The sequence below is a fragment of the Parasphingopyxis sp. genome, from assembly GCF_028279465.1.
GTDB lineage: Bacteria > Pseudomonadota > Alphaproteobacteria > Sphingomonadales > Sphingomonadaceae > Parasphingopyxis.
In genome coordinates, this window is sequence record NZ_JANQNS010000005.1 from 42,485 (window position 1) to 61,252 (window position 18,768).

Annotated in this window: 18 protein-coding genes; 5 read left to right on the forward strand and 13 right to left on the reverse strand. The window is 61.6% G+C overall.

All coding sequences use genetic code 11. The features are described 5' to 3' along the window. Window positions 1-50 precede the first annotated feature (50 nt). Genes Q0974_RS02720 through Q0974_RS02740 form a run of 5 tightly spaced genes read right to left on the reverse strand, consistent with a single transcriptional unit; the run spans window position 51 to window position 3,726 of the window. Window positions 51-743 (reverse strand): methyltransferase, encoded by a 693-nt coding sequence (locus Q0974_RS02720; protein ID WP_299322354.1) that lies wholly within the window; start codon window positions 741-743, stop codon window positions 51-53. Window positions 744-795: 52 nt separating this feature from the next. Further along, window positions 796-1,290, reverse strand: a complete 495-nt coding sequence (locus Q0974_RS02725; RefSeq protein ID WP_299322355.1) for a DUF3299 domain-containing protein — start codon at window positions 1,288-1,290, stop codon at window positions 796-798. A gap of 11 nt (window positions 1,291-1,301) precedes the next feature. Next, complete coding sequence (locus Q0974_RS02730; RefSeq protein WP_299322357.1) at window positions 1,302-2,735, reverse strand: FtsX-like permease family protein; 1,434 nt, start codon at window positions 2,733-2,735, stop codon at window positions 1,302-1,304. After that, window positions 2,735-3,400, reverse strand: a complete 666-nt coding sequence (locus Q0974_RS02735; protein ID WP_299322358.1) for an ATP-binding cassette domain-containing protein — start codon at window positions 3,398-3,400, stop codon at window positions 2,735-2,737. The genes Q0974_RS02730 and Q0974_RS02735 overlap by 1 nt, the downstream gene beginning before the upstream one ends. A gap of 17 nt (window positions 3,401-3,417) precedes the next feature. Then, window positions 3,418-3,726 carry a hypothetical protein gene (locus Q0974_RS02740; RefSeq protein WP_299322360.1) on the reverse strand — a complete coding sequence of 103 codons (309 nt, stop codon included), beginning with the start codon at window positions 3,724-3,726 and terminating at the stop codon, window positions 3,418-3,420. Between the two features lie 209 nt (window positions 3,727-3,935). Here Q0974_RS02740 and Q0974_RS02745 point away from each other — a divergent pair, with 209 nt between their 5' ends. Next, complete coding sequence (locus Q0974_RS02745) at window positions 3,936-4,493, forward strand: DUF1826 domain-containing protein (protein WP_299322361.1); 558 nt, start codon at window positions 3,936-3,938, stop codon at window positions 4,491-4,493. A 538-nt stretch (window positions 4,494-5,031) separates the two neighbouring features. Here Q0974_RS02745 and Q0974_RS02750 read toward each other — a convergent pair. From Q0974_RS02750 to Q0974_RS02780, 7 genes are all read right to left on the reverse strand, one after another. Beyond that, window positions 5,032-5,229, reverse strand: a complete 198-nt coding sequence (locus Q0974_RS02750) for a hypothetical protein (RefSeq protein ID WP_299322364.1) — start codon at window positions 5,227-5,229, stop codon at window positions 5,032-5,034. Window positions 5,230-5,424: 195 nt separating this feature from the next. Continuing rightward, window positions 5,425-5,736: a hypothetical protein gene (locus tag Q0974_RS02755; RefSeq protein WP_299322366.1), complete on the reverse strand. Its 312-nt coding sequence runs from the start codon at window positions 5,734-5,736 to the stop codon at window positions 5,425-5,427. 97 nt (window positions 5,737-5,833) lie between these two features. Then, window positions 5,834-7,030 (reverse strand): acetylornithine deacetylase, encoded by a 1,197-nt coding sequence (argE, locus tag Q0974_RS02760; protein WP_299322368.1) that lies wholly within the window; start codon window positions 7,028-7,030, stop codon window positions 5,834-5,836. 21 nt (window positions 7,031-7,051) lie between these two features. Then, the gene (locus Q0974_RS02765) at window positions 7,052-8,815 is read right to left on the reverse strand and encodes a sodium:solute symporter family protein (protein ID WP_299322371.1); all 1,764 of its coding nucleotides are present in this window, start codon (window positions 8,813-8,815) and stop codon (window positions 7,052-7,054) included. Continuing rightward, entirely contained in the window at window positions 8,815-9,000 is a 186-nt protein-coding gene (locus Q0974_RS02770; RefSeq protein ID WP_299322373.1) for a hypothetical protein, read from the reverse strand. The genes Q0974_RS02765 and Q0974_RS02770 overlap by 1 nt, the downstream gene beginning before the upstream one ends. Then, complete coding sequence (locus Q0974_RS02775) at window positions 8,993-9,295, reverse strand: DUF4212 domain-containing protein (RefSeq protein ID WP_299322376.1); 303 nt, start codon at window positions 9,293-9,295, stop codon at window positions 8,993-8,995. Before Q0974_RS02775 ends, Q0974_RS02770 begins: the two co-directional genes overlap by 8 nt. Window positions 9,296-9,341: 46 nt before the next feature. Then, window positions 9,342-11,195, reverse strand: coding sequence for a DUF2194 domain-containing protein (locus Q0974_RS02780; protein ID WP_299322379.1), 1,854 nt, complete (start codon window positions 11,193-11,195; stop codon window positions 9,342-9,344). Between the two features lie 207 nt (window positions 11,196-11,402). Here Q0974_RS02780 and Q0974_RS02785 point away from each other — a divergent pair, with 207 nt between their 5' ends. From Q0974_RS02785 to Q0974_RS02800, 4 genes are all read left to right on the forward strand, one after another. Next, on the forward strand, window positions 11,403-13,631 hold the full coding sequence (locus Q0974_RS02785; protein WP_299322381.1) for a glycosyltransferase: 2,229 nt from the start codon (window positions 11,403-11,405) through the stop codon (window positions 13,629-13,631). A gap of 119 nt (window positions 13,632-13,750) precedes the next feature. Next, window positions 13,751-14,866 carry an acyl-CoA dehydrogenase family protein gene (locus tag Q0974_RS02790; protein WP_299322384.1) on the forward strand — a complete coding sequence of 372 codons (1,116 nt, stop codon included), beginning with the start codon at window positions 13,751-13,753 and terminating at the stop codon, window positions 14,864-14,866. Between the two features lie 14 nt (window positions 14,867-14,880). Further along, complete coding sequence (locus tag Q0974_RS02795) at window positions 14,881-16,068, forward strand: acyl-CoA dehydrogenase family protein (protein ID WP_299322386.1); 1,188 nt, start codon at window positions 14,881-14,883, stop codon at window positions 16,066-16,068. A 44-nt stretch (window positions 16,069-16,112) separates the two neighbouring features. Beyond that, the gene (locus tag Q0974_RS02800) at window positions 16,113-17,366 is read left to right on the forward strand and encodes an acetyl-CoA C-acetyltransferase (RefSeq protein ID WP_299322388.1); all 1,254 of its coding nucleotides are present in this window, start codon (window positions 16,113-16,115) and stop codon (window positions 17,364-17,366) included. A gap of 16 nt (window positions 17,367-17,382) precedes the next feature. Here Q0974_RS02800 and Q0974_RS02805 read toward each other — a convergent pair whose 3' ends face one another. Then, a complete protein-coding gene (locus Q0974_RS02805) occupies window positions 17,383-18,738 on the reverse strand; it encodes an AarF/ABC1/UbiB kinase family protein (RefSeq protein WP_299322390.1) in 1,356 nt (451 codons plus the stop codon). Window positions 18,739-18,768: the final 30 nt, after the last annotated feature.

Sequence of the window (18,768 nt, forward strand, 5' to 3'; positions counted from 1 at the left end):
CGCCGTTTGCGGATATAGTATAACATCTCAAAGCGGACGCAAGAGAACGGTTAGGCGTGCATGCTCCAGCCTCGCCAGGAAAAACCAGCATAGAAGAGCCCGATGCGGCTAAAGCCTGCTTCTGCAAAAAGCGCCGCATTGCGCTCCGGCGTCGCCATATTGAGATGCCCCTCGCGAATATGGCTTTCCGCCTGACGGACATCGTCCGGATCGGCACCGGATGCGCCTGCAAATCGCGCATAGCGGCCAAGCGCCACGTCGAAATCATCGGCGGTCTGGTCCATGCAGAGATCTGCAAGGACAAATGGCGCACCCGGCGTGAGCCGCGATCTGATCGATCGAAGCGTCTCCAGCTTCGCGCCGTCATCGGGAACGAAATGCAAAGTCAGCAGACATGTGGCCGCGTCGAACGGTCCGTCGGGCGCATCATCGACTACGCCCTGTATCCAGTCGACGCGCTCGTTATCACCCTGATCAGCCATCCTGTAGCGCGCCGCTTTCAGCATCTCTTCGGACGGATCGACGGCACAAAAACGCCAGCCTTTATGGCCCGTAGCAAGACGGGTCAGTTCATGCCCGCCACCCGCGCCGATGATAAGAACCGACCCATTGTCGGGAACGGTTTCGGCGAGCAATAGATCCGCCATGCGATGCAGGCTCTCGAAGCCCGGCACGAATCTGGAAGGACCGCGTTCGACATAGCGCTTTACGAAATCTTCTTCGTCGAAATGCTCGGTGACCATGCCGATCCTCTCTCGGGTGCGCGATGCAATAGCCGCCGGTACGGAAGTCTCCCTAGCCGCCGATCTGCCGGGCGTTGATGAGACGGTAGAATATGCCGCTCTCATCCCGACCCGTCAGCCGGAGCGTTCCGGTCAATGTGATGGCGTCCATCTCTTCCACCGGTATTGGCGTCGAGGTGCGGACCTCGATGAACTGGTTCGGCAGGGCATGGAGATGGAAGGGGCATCCTGGCGGATAGGCGAGCAGCACGAAATGGCTTTGGCGCGCCGAATTTTGCAGCGGCATCATCCAGCCGGCGACGCGCACCGTCCGTCCATTGAGCGCGCGAACGCGACTGGGAAATTCGGGACGCGAATAGATCATGTTGTTTTCGCCGCGCCGGTCGATGACGCGGGTGCTTTCGAGCAACGACCAGGCGACGCCGCCGCGCGGCGTTTCGGCCGGTCGCCAAATACCGTGCTGCTGCGCTTCAGCCGTTTCGACGGACACGAACAGGATACTGGCCGTTGCGAGCATGACGGCGATCAATTTGGCAAATAGGGGCATCGCCTTGTCTCCTAGGTAGCGCGCGCGAGTATACGGGTTAGGTCGGCGCGGAACACTCGCCAGGCCGGTATCAGCGCCGCAACCACGCCGATCGCGATCACGAGCAGTACGATGGTGATTTCAGCGGGTTCGAAATGCAAGGGGTCGAGACCCATTTCCTGCACCGGCCGGAACATGGAGGCTGCCACGGCCAGCAGGCCATGACCAAGCAGCAGGCCGAGTATCGCCCCGGCCGTGGCGATGATCACGCCCTCTGCGATGATCGTTCCAAACACCTGAAGCTTGTTAGCACCCATCATCCGCAGCAGTGCGAGTTCGCCCTCGCGTGCGGACGCGGCATTGAGCAGTGCGACAAAGATCGACAGCCCACCGATCAGCGCGAGCAGCCAGCCAAAGAGTCGCGCACCGTCAATACCCACACCGAGCATCGAGAGCAGCCGCGTCGTCTCGACGGCCGGCACGGCGGCCTGCATATCCGTCTGCCGGTTGATCATGCTCGGCAGGCGGACCGCGCCTGCCGCCGAACGATAGGTGACCAGCAATGCCGTCACTTCGGGCGCAAGCGCATCGGGCCGTTGGAAACCACCGGCGCGCATCGGTTGCTCCTCAGCCGGCTCAGCGATGGCCGCTGGCGCGTCATCATGGGCATGCGCACCATGGGCATGCGCACCGTGGTCATGGGCTCCATGATCGTGCGCTTCGTGGTCGTGCGCGCCGTGATCGTGCGCTTCATGGTCATGACTGTGCGCGGCCTCGCCATGGTCGTGAGCCTCGTGATCATGGCTGTGACCATCCTCGCCATGATCGTGATCTCCATGGGCGTGATCATGCTCGATGCCATGAACATCCCATACCGTCTCGACCGAGACGAGGATCAATCGATCCATAACCGTGCCGGTTGGCGCGAGGATGCCCACGGTCTCCATCGGATGATGTTCATGCGCGCCGCCATCGTCCCCAACGAGTCCATGGCTGCCGACGAACTGCTGGCCCAGGGTCACCCCCGTTTCCTCGGCGACCTTCGAGCCGAGCACGGCCTCGCTATTGGCCGTGAACATACGCCCCTCGGCGAGTTCGGCATCGTAAAGCTGCGCATAGCTTTCCTCGGTGCCGACGATCCGGAAGCCCCGGAAATTATCGCCGAGCGCGACGGGAATGACTCGCGCGACGGCCGGGTCGCCACGCAGCAGATCGATGCTCGAAAGCGGAATATTCCCGGTCGGCATGTCGACATGATAGACGCTGGAGAGGATAAGCTGCAGCGGCGATCCCTTGGCGCCGACGACCAGATCGATGCCTTGTGCATCGCGCTCGAACCGGTCGCTCATCTGGGCCGAGAAGTTGAGCAATATCACGAGCATCGCGACCGCAAGGCTCAGCAGCAGCACGTTGAGCGCGGACAGCAACGAGCGTTCGCGCAGATAGGCAAGGGCGAGGCGCAGCATCAGGCCGCCACCGCCGTTTCGAGCGACTGCAATTCGATGGCTGCGGGGATGTTGTCTTTCAGCCGGGCATCATGCGTGGCGACCAGCAGCGTGGCGCCCATATCGTCTGCCGTTTTCAAAAGCAGCTCGGCAACCTTGCCCGCATTGGCATCGTCCAGCGCCGATGTCGGCTCATCGGCGATCAGCAGAGCCGGTTCGGCCACCAGCGCCCGCGCAATCGCGGCGCGCTGCGCTTCGCCCTGGCTCAGCTGTTTCGGCCGTTGATCGGCCAGCGTCTCGATACCGACCGCCTCGAGCAGGGTCATCACTTTGTCATTGTCGCGCGCAACGCCGGACAGTTTTTGCGCGAGCAATAGATTCTGCCGCACGCTGAGCGCGGAGATCAGGCGCAGTGTCTGGAAGATCACCGCGATCTTTCGGCGGCGAAGATCGTCGCGCGCGGAAGCGGAAAGGCCGCTCATCGTCTCGCCATCGACAGTGATGGTGCCGCTATCCGGAGACAGTAGACCTGCCACGAGGTTGATCAGCGAGGTTTTGCCGCTCCCCGACGGCCCAAGCAGCAAGGTATGATTGCCCGGATCGAGACTGAGCTGGAAATCGTTGAATATCTCGCGCGACCCAAAGCTGAGGCGCAGATCGGATATCTCCAGAACCGGCGACGCCATCGGTAGGGGCCTTTCGCTTAACGAAAAGTCGCTGCGTCTTCAGGATTATAGGCGGTGTCTACCGGTTCGCTGCCGGACGCATCATCCTCGACCACTTCGTCGTCGAACGTATCGTTAATCGTGCTGAACCGAATATACCGCATGCCCGCCATATTATCGTGGCTTGCAGCGGGCCCGTTATTCGCCATGGGTGCCAAATGATCGCCGCTCAGCAGCGAAAGGTTCGAGAAATTCACATGGCCGAACATTCCGTGAAACGCACAGGCATGTGCCGTCGACGGAATGACGATGGCAGCCGCAGCGATCAGGATTTTCAGTTCACGCATTTTCAACTCCACAACTACGCCTCAGATAGAACATCCAGTGCGAATTCTCAAGCCTTTGGCCAGATTCCGCTGGGTCGGACGGCGCGCCCAAAAACGCGCTCGGCGAACCGCGCGGGCCGCGCCCCGCGCGTGATTACTGGAAACTTGACCTTGAAATGATACCTTATCTCATCATTTGCGGAGCGAACATCCATAATGCGTAAGGCGAGATGACCAGGATTTGCACCGACACGATCGTGGATTGGCGACACATCCAGGATCCCGCTTGCTCGCTGGCAATCGAAGACCGGCCCGTGCCGATCAGCCGGCAAACCATCGATACCATGCTCGGCCATGGCGCCTTTTACAGGATAGCGGACGGCACGCTTGCGGCCATTGAAGCGGAGTTCGCCGATCTGCCGTCCGATTTACGCGCGGATATCTTGCATCTGGGCGGCCGCTTTCGAGACCTGATGCAGGTGGAGACGATCCGCGTGCGGCTCGAAGTCGTCACGACCAATGCGTGCCAGAAGGTCCATGCCGACTTCACCGACGTGCGCCTGATCACGACATACGCTGGACCCGGTACCGATTATGCGGCCGATGACGATCCGGGTTGCTGCCTCGAACGGATGCCGGCTGGCTGGATCGGCCTGTTCAAGGGCCGCAGATTCGGCCCCGGACATGCCCCGCGCCTCCACCGGTCTCCGCCCATCGAAGGCATGGGCGAAGACAGGCTCGTCCTCGTCATCGATACGCCCATCTTCGCCTCGGACCCGCTGACCTGATCGATCGGATGTTCTTGCCCGCATTCCCTGCCTCGCATCACAGCTGGGCCTTCCCTGCTGCCTCAACATAAGCCGAAAAATCCGGCAAGCGCTCGAAAGCCGCCGACTACGTCCCGGTTGACACTGATTGACACACGGCCGGGGTAGTCGGGCAGTTCTGTTCAGCTAAAAAGCAAATTTACTGAACAACTTCACAGCGCTTCACGCGAAATCGGGGGTGAGAGAAAAAGATCGGCGCAAAGCCTGTCCTGAGCCCTTCGACAAGCTCAGGGGAGCCCTGTCGAAGGGTTGACAAAACAGACACACAGGCGCGCTGGCGGCGCGAGGCCAAAAGTCACGAAAGTCACAGGGGCTAAAGCGGGAAAGGCTTTCGGTTTCGCAAAGGCCGCACTGTGTCCAATAGGACGCAGCCCTTCAGACGGAGATCGACGGGGTCAAAGAGCCTGCCCTGAGCATTGTCGAAGGGCGTGCGCCGCGCCCGGCAAAGGACACAGCCAACAAAGGCTGACAGAGGATTTCCTACTTTGGAAGGGGCGTTTCAGTCTTCTCGTTTAAAGATCATGTCCTGAAAATCCTGGACGAGATAAGCACCCTTCTTGCGATCACCCGCACGATAAGCCTTGTAAGCCTCATCCAATATCGAGTGCATGACGGGGACTTTTTCCGGAGTCCCGACTTCGGGATCCAAAAGCAGAATCCCGTGGCGCAGTTCCTCGAATGCTTTTTCGAGATTCATTTTCTCATGATCTTCGAGATAATCTTCTACCGGAAATTGGTCTGGAGCTCGTAGGATAACAAATCCGATGAAGTTATACAGCCGATCAATAGTCCTAACATGCGGCATCCAATGTCTCACGGAATGAAGTTGAAGCTGCCGCCCTCCGGCCTGCTCTCTGGCCGGATTATTGCAATCAGATCACCATCCGAAAAGTCAGTCTTCTCTTTTGAAAATCATGTTGCGAAAATCTTGGACGAGATGTGCGCCCTTATCTCCATCGCCAGCTTTATAAGCTTTATAGGCTTCATCCAACTTCGAATGCATGATTGGGACTTTTTGAGGCGTTCCAACTTCAGGGTGGAGAAGTAAAATACCATGGCGTAGCTCCTCGAATGCCTTTTCGAGGTTCATCTGTTCATGATCTTCAAGGAAATCTTCGACCGGAAACTCATCAGGTGCGCAAAGCACAACATAGCTGACGAAATCGTGAAGAGCATCAATGTCCTTTACCCATTCTCCAGGCACCAAAACCTCACCGCACAAAACTGGAATAACCGTGACAGTTACAACAACCCCGAAATTGTTACCGCTCTTTCGACTTTAAGCCCACTGTCCCCCACCCTCACAGCCGCAACGCCTCAACCAACCTTACCATAAACGCCGCGCCGCGCTGAAACTGTTCTACCGCGATAAACTCATCCGGCTGGTGCGCCTGTTCGATCGATCCGGGGCCGCAGATCACGGTGGGAAATCCGGCCTGCTGAAACTGGCCGCCTTCGGCTGCATAGGCGACGGCGCCGGCGGGGCTGTTGTCGCCGGTCAGCGCGCGGACAAAGGCCTCGGCATCGGCGCTGCCCGTTGGCGTCATCGGCGGGGCGTTGGCGATTTCGGTAATCGCCACGCCCGCATCCGGGAAGGCCCCTTTCATTTGCGCGTCCAGCGCGTGGCATTTTGCTATGAACGGCGCGAGGATGGACCGCGCATCTTCGCTTGGCGGACAACGCAGGTCGAAGGAAAATTGGGCGTGGCGCGCGAGGATATTGTCCGCCGTGCCGCCCTGCATCCGCCCGATGGTGAGCGTCGCATGGGGCGGGTCGAAGCCATTGCCGGGATCGCCGGCGGCTTCCAATTGCCGGGCGAGCTCGGCCAGATCGTGCATGAGCTCGATCGCCACGATATTCGCCGAAACCCCGAGATGCGTCTGCGAACTGTGCGCCTCATGGCCCCAGACGTCGACGCGATGGACGCAGATGCCCTTATGGCCATTGATGATCTTCATCATCGACGGCTCGCCGACAATCGCAAGGCGCGGCGTCGGGACGTTGTCGGCAAGCGCGGCGATCATCGCGGGCGCGCCCTTGCAGCCGATTTCCTCGTCATAGCTGATCGCGAGATGCGCCGGGCGCCGGCCATCGACGAACATCGGCACCGCGGCCAGAGCGAGTGCGATAAAGCCCTTCATGTCGCAGGTGCCGCGCCCATACAGCCGGCCATCGCGTTCGGTCACCGTCCAGGGATCGCTGCTCCAAACCTGCCCGTCGACCGGCACGACATCGCTATGGCCAGATAGGATGACTCCGCCTTCGACCTCAGGCCCGGCCGTCGCGTAGAGACTGGCCTTCGCGCCATCCGCATTGGCGACGCGCGTGGAGCGAACACCATGCCGGGCAAGATACTCCTCCACCCAGGCGATCAACTCGAGATTGCTGTTCCGCGACGTCGTATCGAAACCGATCAGTGTTGCGAGTATCTCACGCGCTGCCGGTTCGAGCTCGGTGTTTTCGCTTTGCGGCGAAGCGGGCGACATGCGTTGATCCATCTCAGCAATCTCCCGCGTAACCTAGGCCTTGCCCGCCCCGCGCGGCACGCGGATCGAATCGATCAGGCGCCGGACTTCGAGCGGCGGCCCAGCCGTCACCCGCGAAACGGCGAGCGCCACGGCGAAATTGATCAACATGCCGATCACGCCGATCCCCTCGGGCGAAATCCCGAACCACCAATTGGCGGCGACATTAGCGTCCGGATTCCACAGCTTGAAATAGGCGATGTAGAGGAAGGTGAAGGCAAGGCCCGAGACCATGCCCGCGATCGCGCCTTCCTTGTTCATGCGCTTGGAAAAGATGCCCATGAAGATCGCCGGAAAGAGCGAGGCCGCCGCGAGGCCGAAGGCGAAGGCAACCACCTGCGCCACGAATCCGGGTGGATAGATGCCGAGATAGCCGGCGACGAGGATCGCGGCCGTCGCGGCAATACGCGCGGCCATAAGCTCGCCTTTCTCGGTGATTTGCGGTCTGAACGTCTGTTTGAGCAGATCGTGACTGATCGACGTAGAGATAACGAGCAACAGCCCGGCCGCGGTCGACAGTGCCGCAGCAAGTCCCCCGGCCGCCACCAGCGCGATGACCCAGCCCGGCAGGTTCGCGATCTCTGGATTGGCGAGGACCATGATGTCGCGATCGACATAGACCTCGTTCTCGCCCTCGACCGCATCGTTGGACACCAGCCGCTCACCCGAGGCACCGCGTTCCTCGGTAAAGACCGGCGCGCCTGCGAACGCCTCGCCCGAGCGATATTGCATCACGCCGTCGCCATTGCGGTCGTTGAAGGCGATCAGGTCGTTCGCCTCCCAGTTGGTGAACCATTCGGGCGCATCGGCATATTGCTGTTCGTTGACCGTCTCGACAAAATTGATCCGGGCAAAGGCGCCGACCGCCGGGGCAGTCGTATAGAGCAGCGCGATGAAGACCAGCGCCCAGCCCGCCGATCTGCGCGCATCGCGGGCGCTCGGCACGGTGAAAAAGCGGACGATGACATGCGGCAGCCCCGCCGTGCCGATCATCAGCGCGGCGGTGATGCAGAAGATGTCAATCATGCTCTTCGTGCCGTCCGTATAGGCCGTGAAGCCAAGATCGGTCAGCGTCGCATCGAGCTTTTGGAGCACATACATACCGGAGCCGTCGGCGACCTCGCTGCCAAGCCCGACCTGCGGGATCGGATTGCCGGTGACGAGAAAGCTGATGAAGAAGGCCGGCACCATATAGGCGAAGATCAGCACGCAGTATTGCGCGACCTGCGTATAGGTGATCCCCTTCATGCCGCCGAGCACGGCATAGATGAAGACGATCCCCATGCCGATGATCACGCCGAGATCGACCGGCACTTCGAGGAAGCGCGAGAAAACGATGCCGACGCCGCGCATCTGCCCGGCGATATAGGTGAAGCTGATGAAGATGAGACAGATCACCGCGACGACGCGTGCGGCCTTGGAATAATAGCGCGCGCCGATGAAGTCGGGGACCGTATATTGGCCGAATTGCCTGAGATACGGCGCGAGCAGCAGCGCCAGCATCACATAGCCGCCGGTCCAGCCCATCAGATAGACGCTGCCATCATAGCCGAGGAACGCGATCAGCCCCGCCATGGAGATAAAGCTCGCCGCACTCATCCAGTCGGCGGCCGTCGCCATACCGTTGACGACAGGGTTCACATGGCCATCCGCGACGTAGAATTCGGATGTCGAGCCCGCGCGCGAAGCGATGGCAATGCCGATATAGAGCGCGAAGGACGCACCGACGAAAAGATAGATAAGCGTCTGGGTGGTCATCAACGGCCCCGCATCTTCTCAAAAAAGAAAACGGGTAATGCCGCCGTCATCAACACCGCAAACGCGCCGAAATACATTCGCCAATCCGGAATGGTGACTGCAAGAGCCCACAAAATCGCCGCTAAAGTTATGGCGAGGATGATATCACGCCATCTGACCGTGTGTTTCTGGTCAATGTCACTCATCGTCGTCGAGCCCGAAGCGTTTTTCGATCTTCCGCATCTGGCGGACATAGATAACGATCAGCGCGATAAAGACGTAAATCGCGCCCTGCTGAGCGAACCAGAAGCCGAGCGGATAACCGCCGATCGAAAATTGATCGAGAAAGTCGCGGAACAGGATACCCGCACCGAAGGATACGAGGAACCAGATGCTCATCAGCGTGACGAGCAGACGGATATTGGCCTTCCAATAGGCCTGATCGGCTTCGCTCGTTACATAGTCGCTATCGCCATCATCCGGGTTGTTCTCGTCCGACATCGCTTCCCTCCTCGCCGGGCGGGAGCGTTGCCCCGCACGCGCCCGTTCACAATCGGGCGGTCTTCGATGTCGCCGTTTTCGCGCTATTCCGCAACCCGCCGCGCAAAGGCGACGACTTTGCAACGCGGCCATGTTTTCTGAACCGCAACACCGAGACCGGCGCGGTGCTGCGCAGTGTATCGGCGAGGCAGCCATTATCACCGGCTGCAGAAACGAGTTCGGCGCCGGAAATGGCGTGCGGGTCGAGTTGCGCGCCGGTGTTCAGGCGGATCTGGAACCAGGAGCCCGGTTCGGATCGCACGCGTATCTCCTCCGCTCCGATAAAGGCCGCCCAGTCGCTGCGCAGATGGTCTTCGACCAGCCGGCAGGCCGCGCGCGTCGTCGCATAGCGGAGCCAGGGGAAGCGGCGTTTGAAATCGGCGATCCAGCGTTCGAACTCGTCGAGCAGGCCATGATTTCCGCCATTGGTGCTGACCTTGCCGCGCCACCGACGGCGCTTCGGATTGCGGCAATAGGGATCCTCCTCGCCGTCTGGCGGCATATCGAACACATCGTCGGCATGAGTGAAATGCGTCCAGATGCCCGCCACGCCGATCTGCGAGAGCGCGTCGAACTGCATATCGGCGGAATATTCGTAACCCGAAGTCGCACGCGGGAGGCAGAACAGCTTTTCGTTCCATGGCTCCGGCCCGAACTCGCGTTGTCCGCCCCGTTCGAACTCGCCGTGCAGATAGCTGCCCGAGATCGATGCGACGCTGGGTAGCGCAGACGACAGGGCCGCAATTCCGGTCCGATCATATTCGTTGTTCGGGGGCACATAGGAAACCGGCAACGGACCGAGATCGTCTGCGTCCCAGCGGCCCGCCGCATCGCCGAGCGCCTGTTCCATCATGGCTTGCGAGGACCAGATCTCGTTCAGCAACGACATGTGGTTGTAGCCGTGCAGAGCCAGTTCTCCGGCATTGGACGCAATGGCGGCCGCATGGGGCGTGGCCGGCACCTCGGTACCGGCAATATGGGTCGTCTGATACGTCCATTCATCGAACGGGAATGGCGAAGACGTCCTGTCGTTGTAATTGAAGATCGTAAAATAAGAGTAGGTCAAACCATACCGGTCCGCGAGGTCCAGCATGTCGGGATGCCAGATATCGCCATAGAATTGCGTCGCGTTCAGATCGGGATATTGGTCCAACACCGGCCCCATATCCTCGTGCCAGAGCGGCGCCGGGAAATCGTCGATCTGGATGACGCCGACATTGGCAATGGGCCAGATCGCGACCGGCTGGACGGCCAGAACCGACTGCACGATCAAGCCGCGCAGCCGCTTCTGCTCAAGCATTTTCGAATTCCAGTAGATCACGCGCCCGTTACCGAGCCGGTGCAACCAGGCGAGCGGATAATCTTCTTCGCTGACGGCGAAAATTTCGACATTGTCCCGCGGCGTCAGATCGAGCGGGCGATGGCCGGCAAGCTGTTCGCGATCCAGTTCGACGCCGTCGAATAGCGGGAGCACCGCGCCCGTGATCCGCAGGCCTTCGGTGGTCGGTTCCGTCGCGGCGAAACGCGGCGGCGTGGGCCGCTCTTCGAACCCGGCCAGATCGTGCAGGCGGCGATGCCATATCCGGTGCGGGAAAACGACGCCGCCGCCTTCCGCCGCGTAATCGGCGAGATCGGTTATGCCCTGCAATCCCAGCTCTTCGAGCTTCGTGACGCACAGGAGAACGCTGGAAAAATGTTCGAGCGAGGGCAGGTGCAGCGCATCAGAAATGTCGACACGCTCATGGTCGAGACGCGCTTCATCGAGCGCCTTTGCGGCATTGGCCGCCAGCTCCGCCGCCGCTTCATCCTGTCCGTTTTGGACAAACAGGATACGCTGCGCCTTGGGCGCGTTCTCACGCATCTTCCGGTCGTGCCATACTCGTCATCCCCGCCGAAACTGTATCGCGGAAACGCCGCGAGGCAAATGGCGTGACCCGAATCGCCGATTTTTCCCGCTTATGTAAAGTGAAGGGGCTCGCGAAGGGAGAGAGCGGGGGACATGATGGAGGGACTTGGCAGACGGCCCGCAGCCGTGCCTAAATTTGTACCGGTGGGCGGCGTGCCAGCTGTGGCAGGCACACAACCGGTCAGGCGCATCACAAGAAATAGCGTCGATTCTGTACTAAGGGCGTTCGGCACTGGGCCCGACGAATGGCTGTATGTCCTGCGCAAGAAGCAGGACGAGGGTCCGTCAGCAGAACTGGAGACGCTGACCTGTGCGCTCGCGCGATGCGGGCGGGACGTTACCCGCGCCGCGGAAATCACCATCGCGCATCAGAGAAGCGAAAAGCGCTTCGCCGATGCCTTCCGGCTGTTCCGGGACCTGCCTGAACCCTCGCAGCGCGCATTCTCCATCCAGCGCGAAATGGCGGCCACTAACTATGAAGCGGGCGACCTGCACAGGGCGGTCCGATGGGCGGCGAGCGCGCTCGCGGGTAATCCCGACGATGCCGGGGCGCTTGGCATATTGGTCGTGACGCTGTGCCGCCTCGGCCGCCTGCCGGAGGCCATCAAGGCCGTGGAGCTTGCGACGCCGCCATCTTTGAACTGCAATTGGGCGCTCGCGGTATTGTTCCGAACGATCGCCGAACGTGCCGACGATATGCCCGCCAGCGCCGATGCCCGAGATGCCTGCGCCGAAGAGACGCTGGCCATATTGGAACGTAAGCTCGGCCGAACCCATATCCGGATCGCCCAAGCCTATCGATTGCTGGGCGATTATGACCGGGCGGCCGATCGATTGGCAAAGATCCGGGCCGAGGAGCCGAATAACCCTGGTATCGATCGCGAGACGGCGGAGCTGGCGCTGGCGAGCGGTCGGCTCGTCGAGCATATCGACGAACTGCGCCGCATACTCGATGCAGGAAAGCTGCCGAAGAAGCTCGAAGCGCGCGTGCAGCAAGCCATCGACTGGCATGACGCAATGACGAATTTCTATGCCAAACCGCATCCATTCGCCGAAGACTATGCCGTACCTGATGCGACGTTCGAGATGCTCTATTCCACTCGGGCGAGGCCGGACTATGCATGCAGTGCGCTCGATGTCGCGCTAGTCGGCGCAACGCTCGCGGGCGGCGGTGCGGAAAACGCGCTGTGCAACGCGCATATCGCCCTCGACGCGCATACCGAACTATCTTCGCAGCTCTGGATCTACTCGCTGGACCCGGTGGCAGGCCACGATTTCTTCCGCGCGCAACACGACACACCGCTATTTTCAGACGCGCATTGTATCGAAATCGGCGCCGATAAGGATCCGCCTGCGCCCTTCTGCTGGCTGCCCGATGATACGGCGCGGCACGCCAGCGCCGTCGCCCATATGCTCAAGGCGCGCAGACCGAAAGTGGTGCACGCCTGGCAGGATTCGACGAACATCGAAGTCGCGCTGGCCGCGATTATGGCCGGCGTCCCGAGGATCGTGATCCATCCGCATAATATGCGGCCCGACCTCGTGCACAAAACGAAGATCGCGAAGAGTTTCCGCCGGGCCTATGGCGCGCTGCTCAGACGTCCCGACGTCGAACTGCTCTGCGTTTCCAAGTCCAGCCTGAATGACTATCGCAACTGGCTCGAGCTGGAGGAAACGGACCGCCAGCATATCATCCATAACGGCTTCGATTGGCCCGACATGCCGTCGCGCGCGAAAAAACGGGCGGAGCGCACGGCCGTCCGCGCGGAATTCGGAATCGATGCGGACGCCTATGTCGTGGGCGGGATGTTCCGCGTGATTTCGCTGAAACGCCCCGAACTGTGGCTCGAAACCGCACTGCGGGTGCTGCGCGCCCAGGACGATGCCGTCTTCCTGCTGTTCGGCGAAGGACCCGGGCTCCCTGCCCTGCGCAAAATGGCCGCCGAAAGCGGATATGGCGACCGGATCATTCTGCCGGGTCAGGTCGCCCATGCCGCGCGCAAATGCGTCGCCTTCGATGCGCTGCTCCACACCAGCTCCAACGAAGGCCTGCCGACCGTCGCGCTCGAAGCGCAGGCGATGGGCATCGGCGTGGTCGCTGCCGATGTCGGCGGGGTGCGCGAAACGCTGCGCCCTAGCTGTGGCGCACTGGTGCGCTCGGCGGATAGCGAAACTTTCTTTCAGGCTCTGCAAGAGTGGCGCGCGCGAGAGCTTACGTTCGATGACGAACGAATGATGATGCGCTGGGTTCGCGATCGGTTCGGGCTCGAACGAATGGCGTCCGAGTTGCGCGATCTCTATCGCCGCCCGCTCGCAGCGACGCCGAAGCTTTGTGACGCTGAAGTAGCGCGGAAAGAAGGATATCGCGAAGCACTGACCATTCCCGCCTGAACCGGTTGGCGGGCGATCATGTTATGGCCGCCCGAACACCCTTTATGTCGATTGCATGCTCCGATAGAGCATGGTCCAACAGCAATGCTATTTCCCCGATCAGCCAGGAATGACAGCCTATGAATTTCGATTTTTCCGACGACCAGAAGTTCCTGCGCGAAGAGGCGCGTAAATTTCTGGCGGCGAAATGCACGACCGCGCAGGTGCGCGAAGTACTCGACGACGATGCGAAGAGCCATCATGACGGGCTCTGGACGGAAATCGTCGAAATGGGCTGGCTCGGCACGGCGATCTCCGAAGAGCATGGCGGACTCGGACTCGGCATGCTCGAACTGTGCGTAATCGCGGAGGAGCTGGGCCGGGCACTCGCGCCGGTGCCCTTCGCCTCGACCGCTTATTTCTTCGCCGAAGCGGTGAAGCTCGCCGGATCGGACGCGCAGAAAGCGGCGCTGCTGCCCAAGGTGGCGGACGGATCGGTCATCGGTTGCATCGCAGCGTCCGAGGGGCCGGGTGCCGTCGAACCCGCCAAGCTCTCGACCATCTTCGCCGATGGCAAGCTCAACGGCACCAAAGTCCCCGTCACCGACGGCGATATCGCGACGCATGCTGTCGTGCTGGCGAAGGACGGTAGCAGCGCAAGCCTCGTTATCGTCGATCTGACCGGCGACGGCGTCACGCGCAGCGCGCTGTCGACGATCGAACCGACGCGCAGCCATGCGGAAATCACATTCGATGGCGCGCCCGCCGAACTGCTCGGCGGATCGGGCGACGGCGAAAGCCTCTACAATGAGGTACTGAATCGCGCGGCCGTGCTGCTCGCGTTTGAACAGATTGGCGGCGCCGCGCGCTGCCTCGAAATGGCGAACGAGTACGCCAAGGAACGCCATGCCTTTGGCCGGCCGATCGGCGGCAATCAGGCGATCAAGCACAAGCTCGCCGATATGTATGTGAAAAACGAAGTCGGCCGCTCCAACGCCTATTATGGCGCCTGGGCGCTTTCGACCGGCGCGGCCGAACTCCCCGAAGCGGCCGCCGCCGCGCGGCTTGCCGCGAGCGAGGCCTATTGGTTCGCCAGCAAGGAGAATATCCAGACGCATGGCGGCATGGGCTTTACCTGGGAGGTCGATTGCCACCTCTTCTATCGCCGGGCCAAACTGCTCGCCGTACAGGCCGGCGCGCCGGCCCAGTGGAAAGAAAAGCTCGTCCACGCGCTCGAAATGAAAAACGCCGCATAAGGAAGGACCGACAGATGGACTTCAACGACACCCCCGAAGAAGCCGAATTCCGCGCCGAAGCGCGCGCGTTTCTCGAACAACATCTCGACAAGAAGGAACCCGGACGGCCGAGCCGCGACGAGAGCTATATGAAGCGCGCCAAGGAATGGCAGAATATCAAGGCGGAAAACCGCTTCGCGCAGATCACCTGGCCCGAAGCCATGGGCGGACGCGGCGGCACGCCGATGCAGCAGGTGATCTGGAACCAGGAAGAGGCGCAGTTCGACGCGCCGACCGCGCCCTTCGCGATCGGCCTCGGCATGTGCGTGCCGACCGTCATTGCCTTCGGCGCCGACGAACATAAAGAACGCTACGTGAAAAAAGCGCTGCACGGCGAGGAAATCTGGTGCCAGCTCTTCTCCGAACCGTCCGCGGGTTCCGATGTCGCCGGTCTCAAGACCAAGGCTGTGCGCGACGGCGACGACTGGGTCGTCAACGGCCAGAAGGTCTGGACGACGGGCGCGCAATTCTCCGATTACGGTATCCTCTTGACCCGCACCGATCCCGATGTGCCCAAGCATAAGGGCCTCACCATGTTCATCGTGGATATGAAGGATCCCGGCGTCGAAGTGCGCCCGATCCACCAAGCATCGGGCGGGCGCGAGTTCAACGAGGTCTATTTTACCGACGTGCGTATTCCCGACAGCGACCGGCTCGGCGAGCCGGGCCAGGGCTGGAAGGTCGCGATTGTCACGCTGATGAATGAACGGCTGGCGGTCGGCGGATCGCCGGGGCCGGACTGGCAGGAGATCATGGATTATGCGCGCGATGCGGGGACGCTTTCCGACGCCGCCTTCCGCGCCAAGCTCGCCGACTGGTATGTCGCGGCCCAAGGCTACAAGCTCACCAAGTTCCGCACACAGACGGCGCTGTCACGCGGCGAAACGCCGGGGCCGGAAAATTCGATCGGCAAGATCATCACGGCCAATCACCTGCAGGATATCTGCAACAGCGCGGTCGAGATGCAGGACCATTACGGCATAATCAACGATCCCGGCAAAGCCCCGGCCGATGCGATCTTCCAAGAAAGCCTGATGTGGGCGCCGGGCCTGCGCATTGCCGGTGGCACCGACGAAATCCTGAAGAACATCATCGCCGAGCGCGTGCTCGGCCTGCCGCAGGATGTCCGCGTCGACAAGGACAAGGCGTTTAGCGAGCTTTAGCCCGCGACCGCATCACGACAGAAGAACACGAAGAGGATTCTCCCATGGCCGAAGCCTATATTATCGACGCCTGCCGCACGCCGCGCGGCATCGGCAAGACCGGCAAGGGATCGCTTGCCCATCTCCATCCCCAACATCTCGCCGCGACCGTGCTCAAGGCGCTGGCCGAACGCAACGATATCGACACAGCCGATGTCGAGGATGTTATCTGGAGTACGAGCACGCAGAAAGGCAAGCAGGGTGGCGATCTCGGGCGCATGGCGGCGCTCGACGCCGGTTATGACATCCGCACCTCGGGCACCACGCTCGATCGCTTTTGCGGCGGCGGCATTACCAGCGTGAATTTCGCGGCGGCGCAGATCATGTCCGGCATGGAAGACCTGGTCGTCGCCGGCGGGACCGAGATGATGAGCTATGCCGCCGATCGCGGCCGCGAGGAAATGGCGGCTGGTCTCGGCCCGGCGATGATGGGTTCGGGCAATGAGCATCTCCAGAAGATTCACCCGCAATCGCATCAGGGCGTGTGCGGCGACGCCATCGCCTCGATGGAGGGCATCGATCGCGAAGCGCTGGATGCGGTGGGCCTAGTGAGCCAGCAGCGCGCGGCGCGCGCTGTCGAGGAAGGCCGGTTCGACAAGAGCCTGATCCCCGTGCGCAACGAAGACGGCTCGGTCGCGTTGGACAAAGAGGAATTTCCGCGCCCGCAAACGACCGCGGAAGGGCTCGCCCAACTCGAACCGAGCTTTGCCAAGCTCGCCGATGTACCGCTCAACGAGGACGGGTTGACCTTCCGCAAGCTGATCAACCAGAAATATCCCGATCTCGAGATCAAGCATTTCCACCATGCGGGCAACAGCTCGGGCGTGGTCGATGGCGCCGCGGCTGTTCTGCTGGCGTCCAAAGATTATGCCGACGCCCATGGCCTGAAACCGCGCGCGCGGATCGTGCGCACCGCCAATATGGGCGACGATCCGACGCTGATGCTCAACGCACCCGTTCCCGCCGCGAAGAAGGTGCTCGAAAAGGCCGGGATGAGCAAAGACGATATCGATCTGTGGGAGATCAACGAGGCTTTTGCCGTGGTCGCCGAGAAGTTCCAGCGCGACCTCGATCTCGACCGGGATACGGTCAACGTCAATGGCGGCGCGATCGCGCTCGGCCATCCGATCGGCGCGACCGGCTCGGTCCTGATCGGCACGATGCTCGACGAGCTGGAGCGACAGGACAAGCAGTTCGGCCTCGTCACGATGTGCGCAGCCGGCGGCATGGCTCCGGCGGTGATTATCGAGCGCGTTTGACGGCAATTCGCGCGGGTCAGGCCGCCGGCAATTCTTCGCCCAGATAGTCAAGGATCATTGCGCGGATATCGACCCGCGCCTTGAGCCGGGCGGCGATCAGCGCGGTGCCGCTAACCTTGCGTTGCACGAACAGCGTTTCGGCGGGTGGGATATGCCAGCTCGCGCGGTCTTCGGCGACGGCCATGCCCTGTTCGCGCAGCACGCCGACAAAGGCGCGGTCGCCGAAATCGAAGGCGTCGTCGCGATTCATTTCCTCGATCACGATATCGATCATATCGTCGACGAGCGCGCGGTGCCGGCTGACAGCGGTCTGGCTGATAAACCCAGCGGCGAGCGCGGCGGACCGCACCGCATCGCGATCCTTGGAAAGGCCCGATAGCAGCAGCGCGCGATAGGCATCGGCCGTTACCGGGTCGACGGGGCGCGTCGCGCCGAAATCGAGCAGCACCAGTTTCCCGCTATCAGCCTGATAGCGGTAGTTGGCGAAATTCGGATCGGTCTGCATGACGCCGAATTCGAACATTTCGCGCAACACCAGCCGCACCAACGCCGTCATCAGCGTATCCCGAAAATCCTGGCTTTCATGCTCGGCCGTTTCAATCGGCCTGCCCGCAACGAATGTCATCGCGAGCACGCGTTCGGTCGTGAAATCGGATTGCAGCTCGGGCACGACATAGTCGGCCTCGCCCGCCAGTCGCTCGCCATAGGCCTGCATCTGCTCGCCTTCCCGGATGTAGTCGGCCTCGGCGTGCAGCTGCCGCTTGGCTTCTTCGAGCAGCGGGCCGATCTCGAGCTCTTTCGGCAGCAGGCCGGACACGCGCAGAAGCGTGGCGACATTATCGACATCGGCATCGATGCTCTCGCGTACGCCCGGATATTGGACCTTCACCGCCACATCGCGCCCATCCTTGGTCGTCGCGCGATGGACCTGGCCGATCGAAGCGGCGGCGAGCGGCGTGGCATTGAAATAGGAAAAGCGCGACCGCCAGTCCTGCCCCCATTCCTGTTTGAGCACGCCGTTCAGCTGTTGCGGCGGCATATGGTGCGCCTGATCGCGCAGCCGCGCCAGGATATCGGACAGCTCCTTGGGCAGCATCTCGCCCGCGTCCATCGATATCATCTGCCCCATCTTCATCGCCGCGCCGCGCAGATGCGAGAGCCGGTCGGCAAGCTTGGTCGCGTTGCGCGGCGTCAGCACGAGATCGCGCATGCGCGGCCGCTCGCCAGTGGCCAGACGCCGCGTGCCTTCCGTCAACACGCCGCCCGCGACACTGCCCGCCAGCCGGCCGAACGAGCCGAGCCGCGACAGGCGCGACTTCGGCACGGGGCGCGACCGGCGATCAGGACCGCGTGGTGGGGATGAATCGCTCATCCGCTAGAACCCGGCGGCCGCAACGTTACG

Bases quoted from the DNA above. Each gene is read 5' to 3' on its own strand.
- Q0974_RS02720 (WP_299322354.1), bottom strand. From the start codon at position 743: ATGGTCACCGAGCATTTCGACGAAGAAGATTTCGTAAAGCGCTATGTC.
- Q0974_RS02725 (WP_299322355.1), bottom strand. From the start codon at position 1,290: ATGCCCCTATTTGCCAAATTGATCGCCGTCATGCTCGCAACGGCCAGT.
- Q0974_RS02730 (WP_299322357.1), bottom strand. From the start codon at position 2,735: ATGCTGCGCCTCGCCCTTGCCTATCTGCGCGAACGCTCGTTGCTGTCC.
- Q0974_RS02735 (WP_299322358.1), bottom strand. From the start codon at position 3,400: ATGGCGTCGCCGGTTCTGGAGATATCCGATCTGCGCCTCAGCTTTGGG.
- Q0974_RS02740 (WP_299322360.1), bottom strand. From the start codon at position 3,726: ATGCGTGAACTGAAAATCCTGATCGCTGCGGCTGCCATCGTCATTCCG.
- Q0974_RS02745 (WP_299322361.1), top strand. From the start codon at position 3,936: ATGACCAGGATTTGCACCGACACGATCGTGGATTGGCGACACATCCAG.
- Q0974_RS02750 (WP_299322364.1), bottom strand. From the start codon at position 5,229: ATGAATCTCGAAAAAGCATTCGAGGAACTGCGCCACGGGATTCTGCTT.
- argE (WP_299322368.1), bottom strand. From the start codon at position 7,030: ATGGATCAACGCATGTCGCCCGCTTCGCCGCAAAGCGAAAACACCGAG.
- Q0974_RS02765 (WP_299322371.1), bottom strand. From the start codon at position 8,815: ATGACCACCCAGACGCTTATCTATCTTTTCGTCGGTGCGTCCTTCGCG.
- Q0974_RS02770 (WP_299322373.1), bottom strand. From the start codon at position 9,000: ATGAGTGACATTGACCAGAAACACACGGTCAGATGGCGTGATATCATC.
- Q0974_RS02775 (WP_299322376.1), bottom strand. From the start codon at position 9,295: ATGTCGGACGAGAACAACCCGGATGATGGCGATAGCGACTATGTAACG.
- Q0974_RS02780 (WP_299322379.1), bottom strand. From the start codon at position 11,195: ATGCGTGAGAACGCGCCCAAGGCGCAGCGTATCCTGTTTGTCCAAAAC.
- Q0974_RS02790 (WP_299322384.1), top strand. From the start codon at position 13,751: ATGAATTTCGATTTTTCCGACGACCAGAAGTTCCTGCGCGAAGAGGCG.
- Q0974_RS02795 (WP_299322386.1), top strand. From the start codon at position 14,881: ATGGACTTCAACGACACCCCCGAAGAAGCCGAATTCCGCGCCGAAGCG.
- Q0974_RS02800 (WP_299322388.1), top strand. From the start codon at position 16,113: ATGGCCGAAGCCTATATTATCGACGCCTGCCGCACGCCGCGCGGCATC.
- Q0974_RS02805 (WP_299322390.1), bottom strand. From the start codon at position 18,738: ATGAGCGATTCATCCCCACCACGCGGTCCTGATCGCCGGTCGCGCCCC.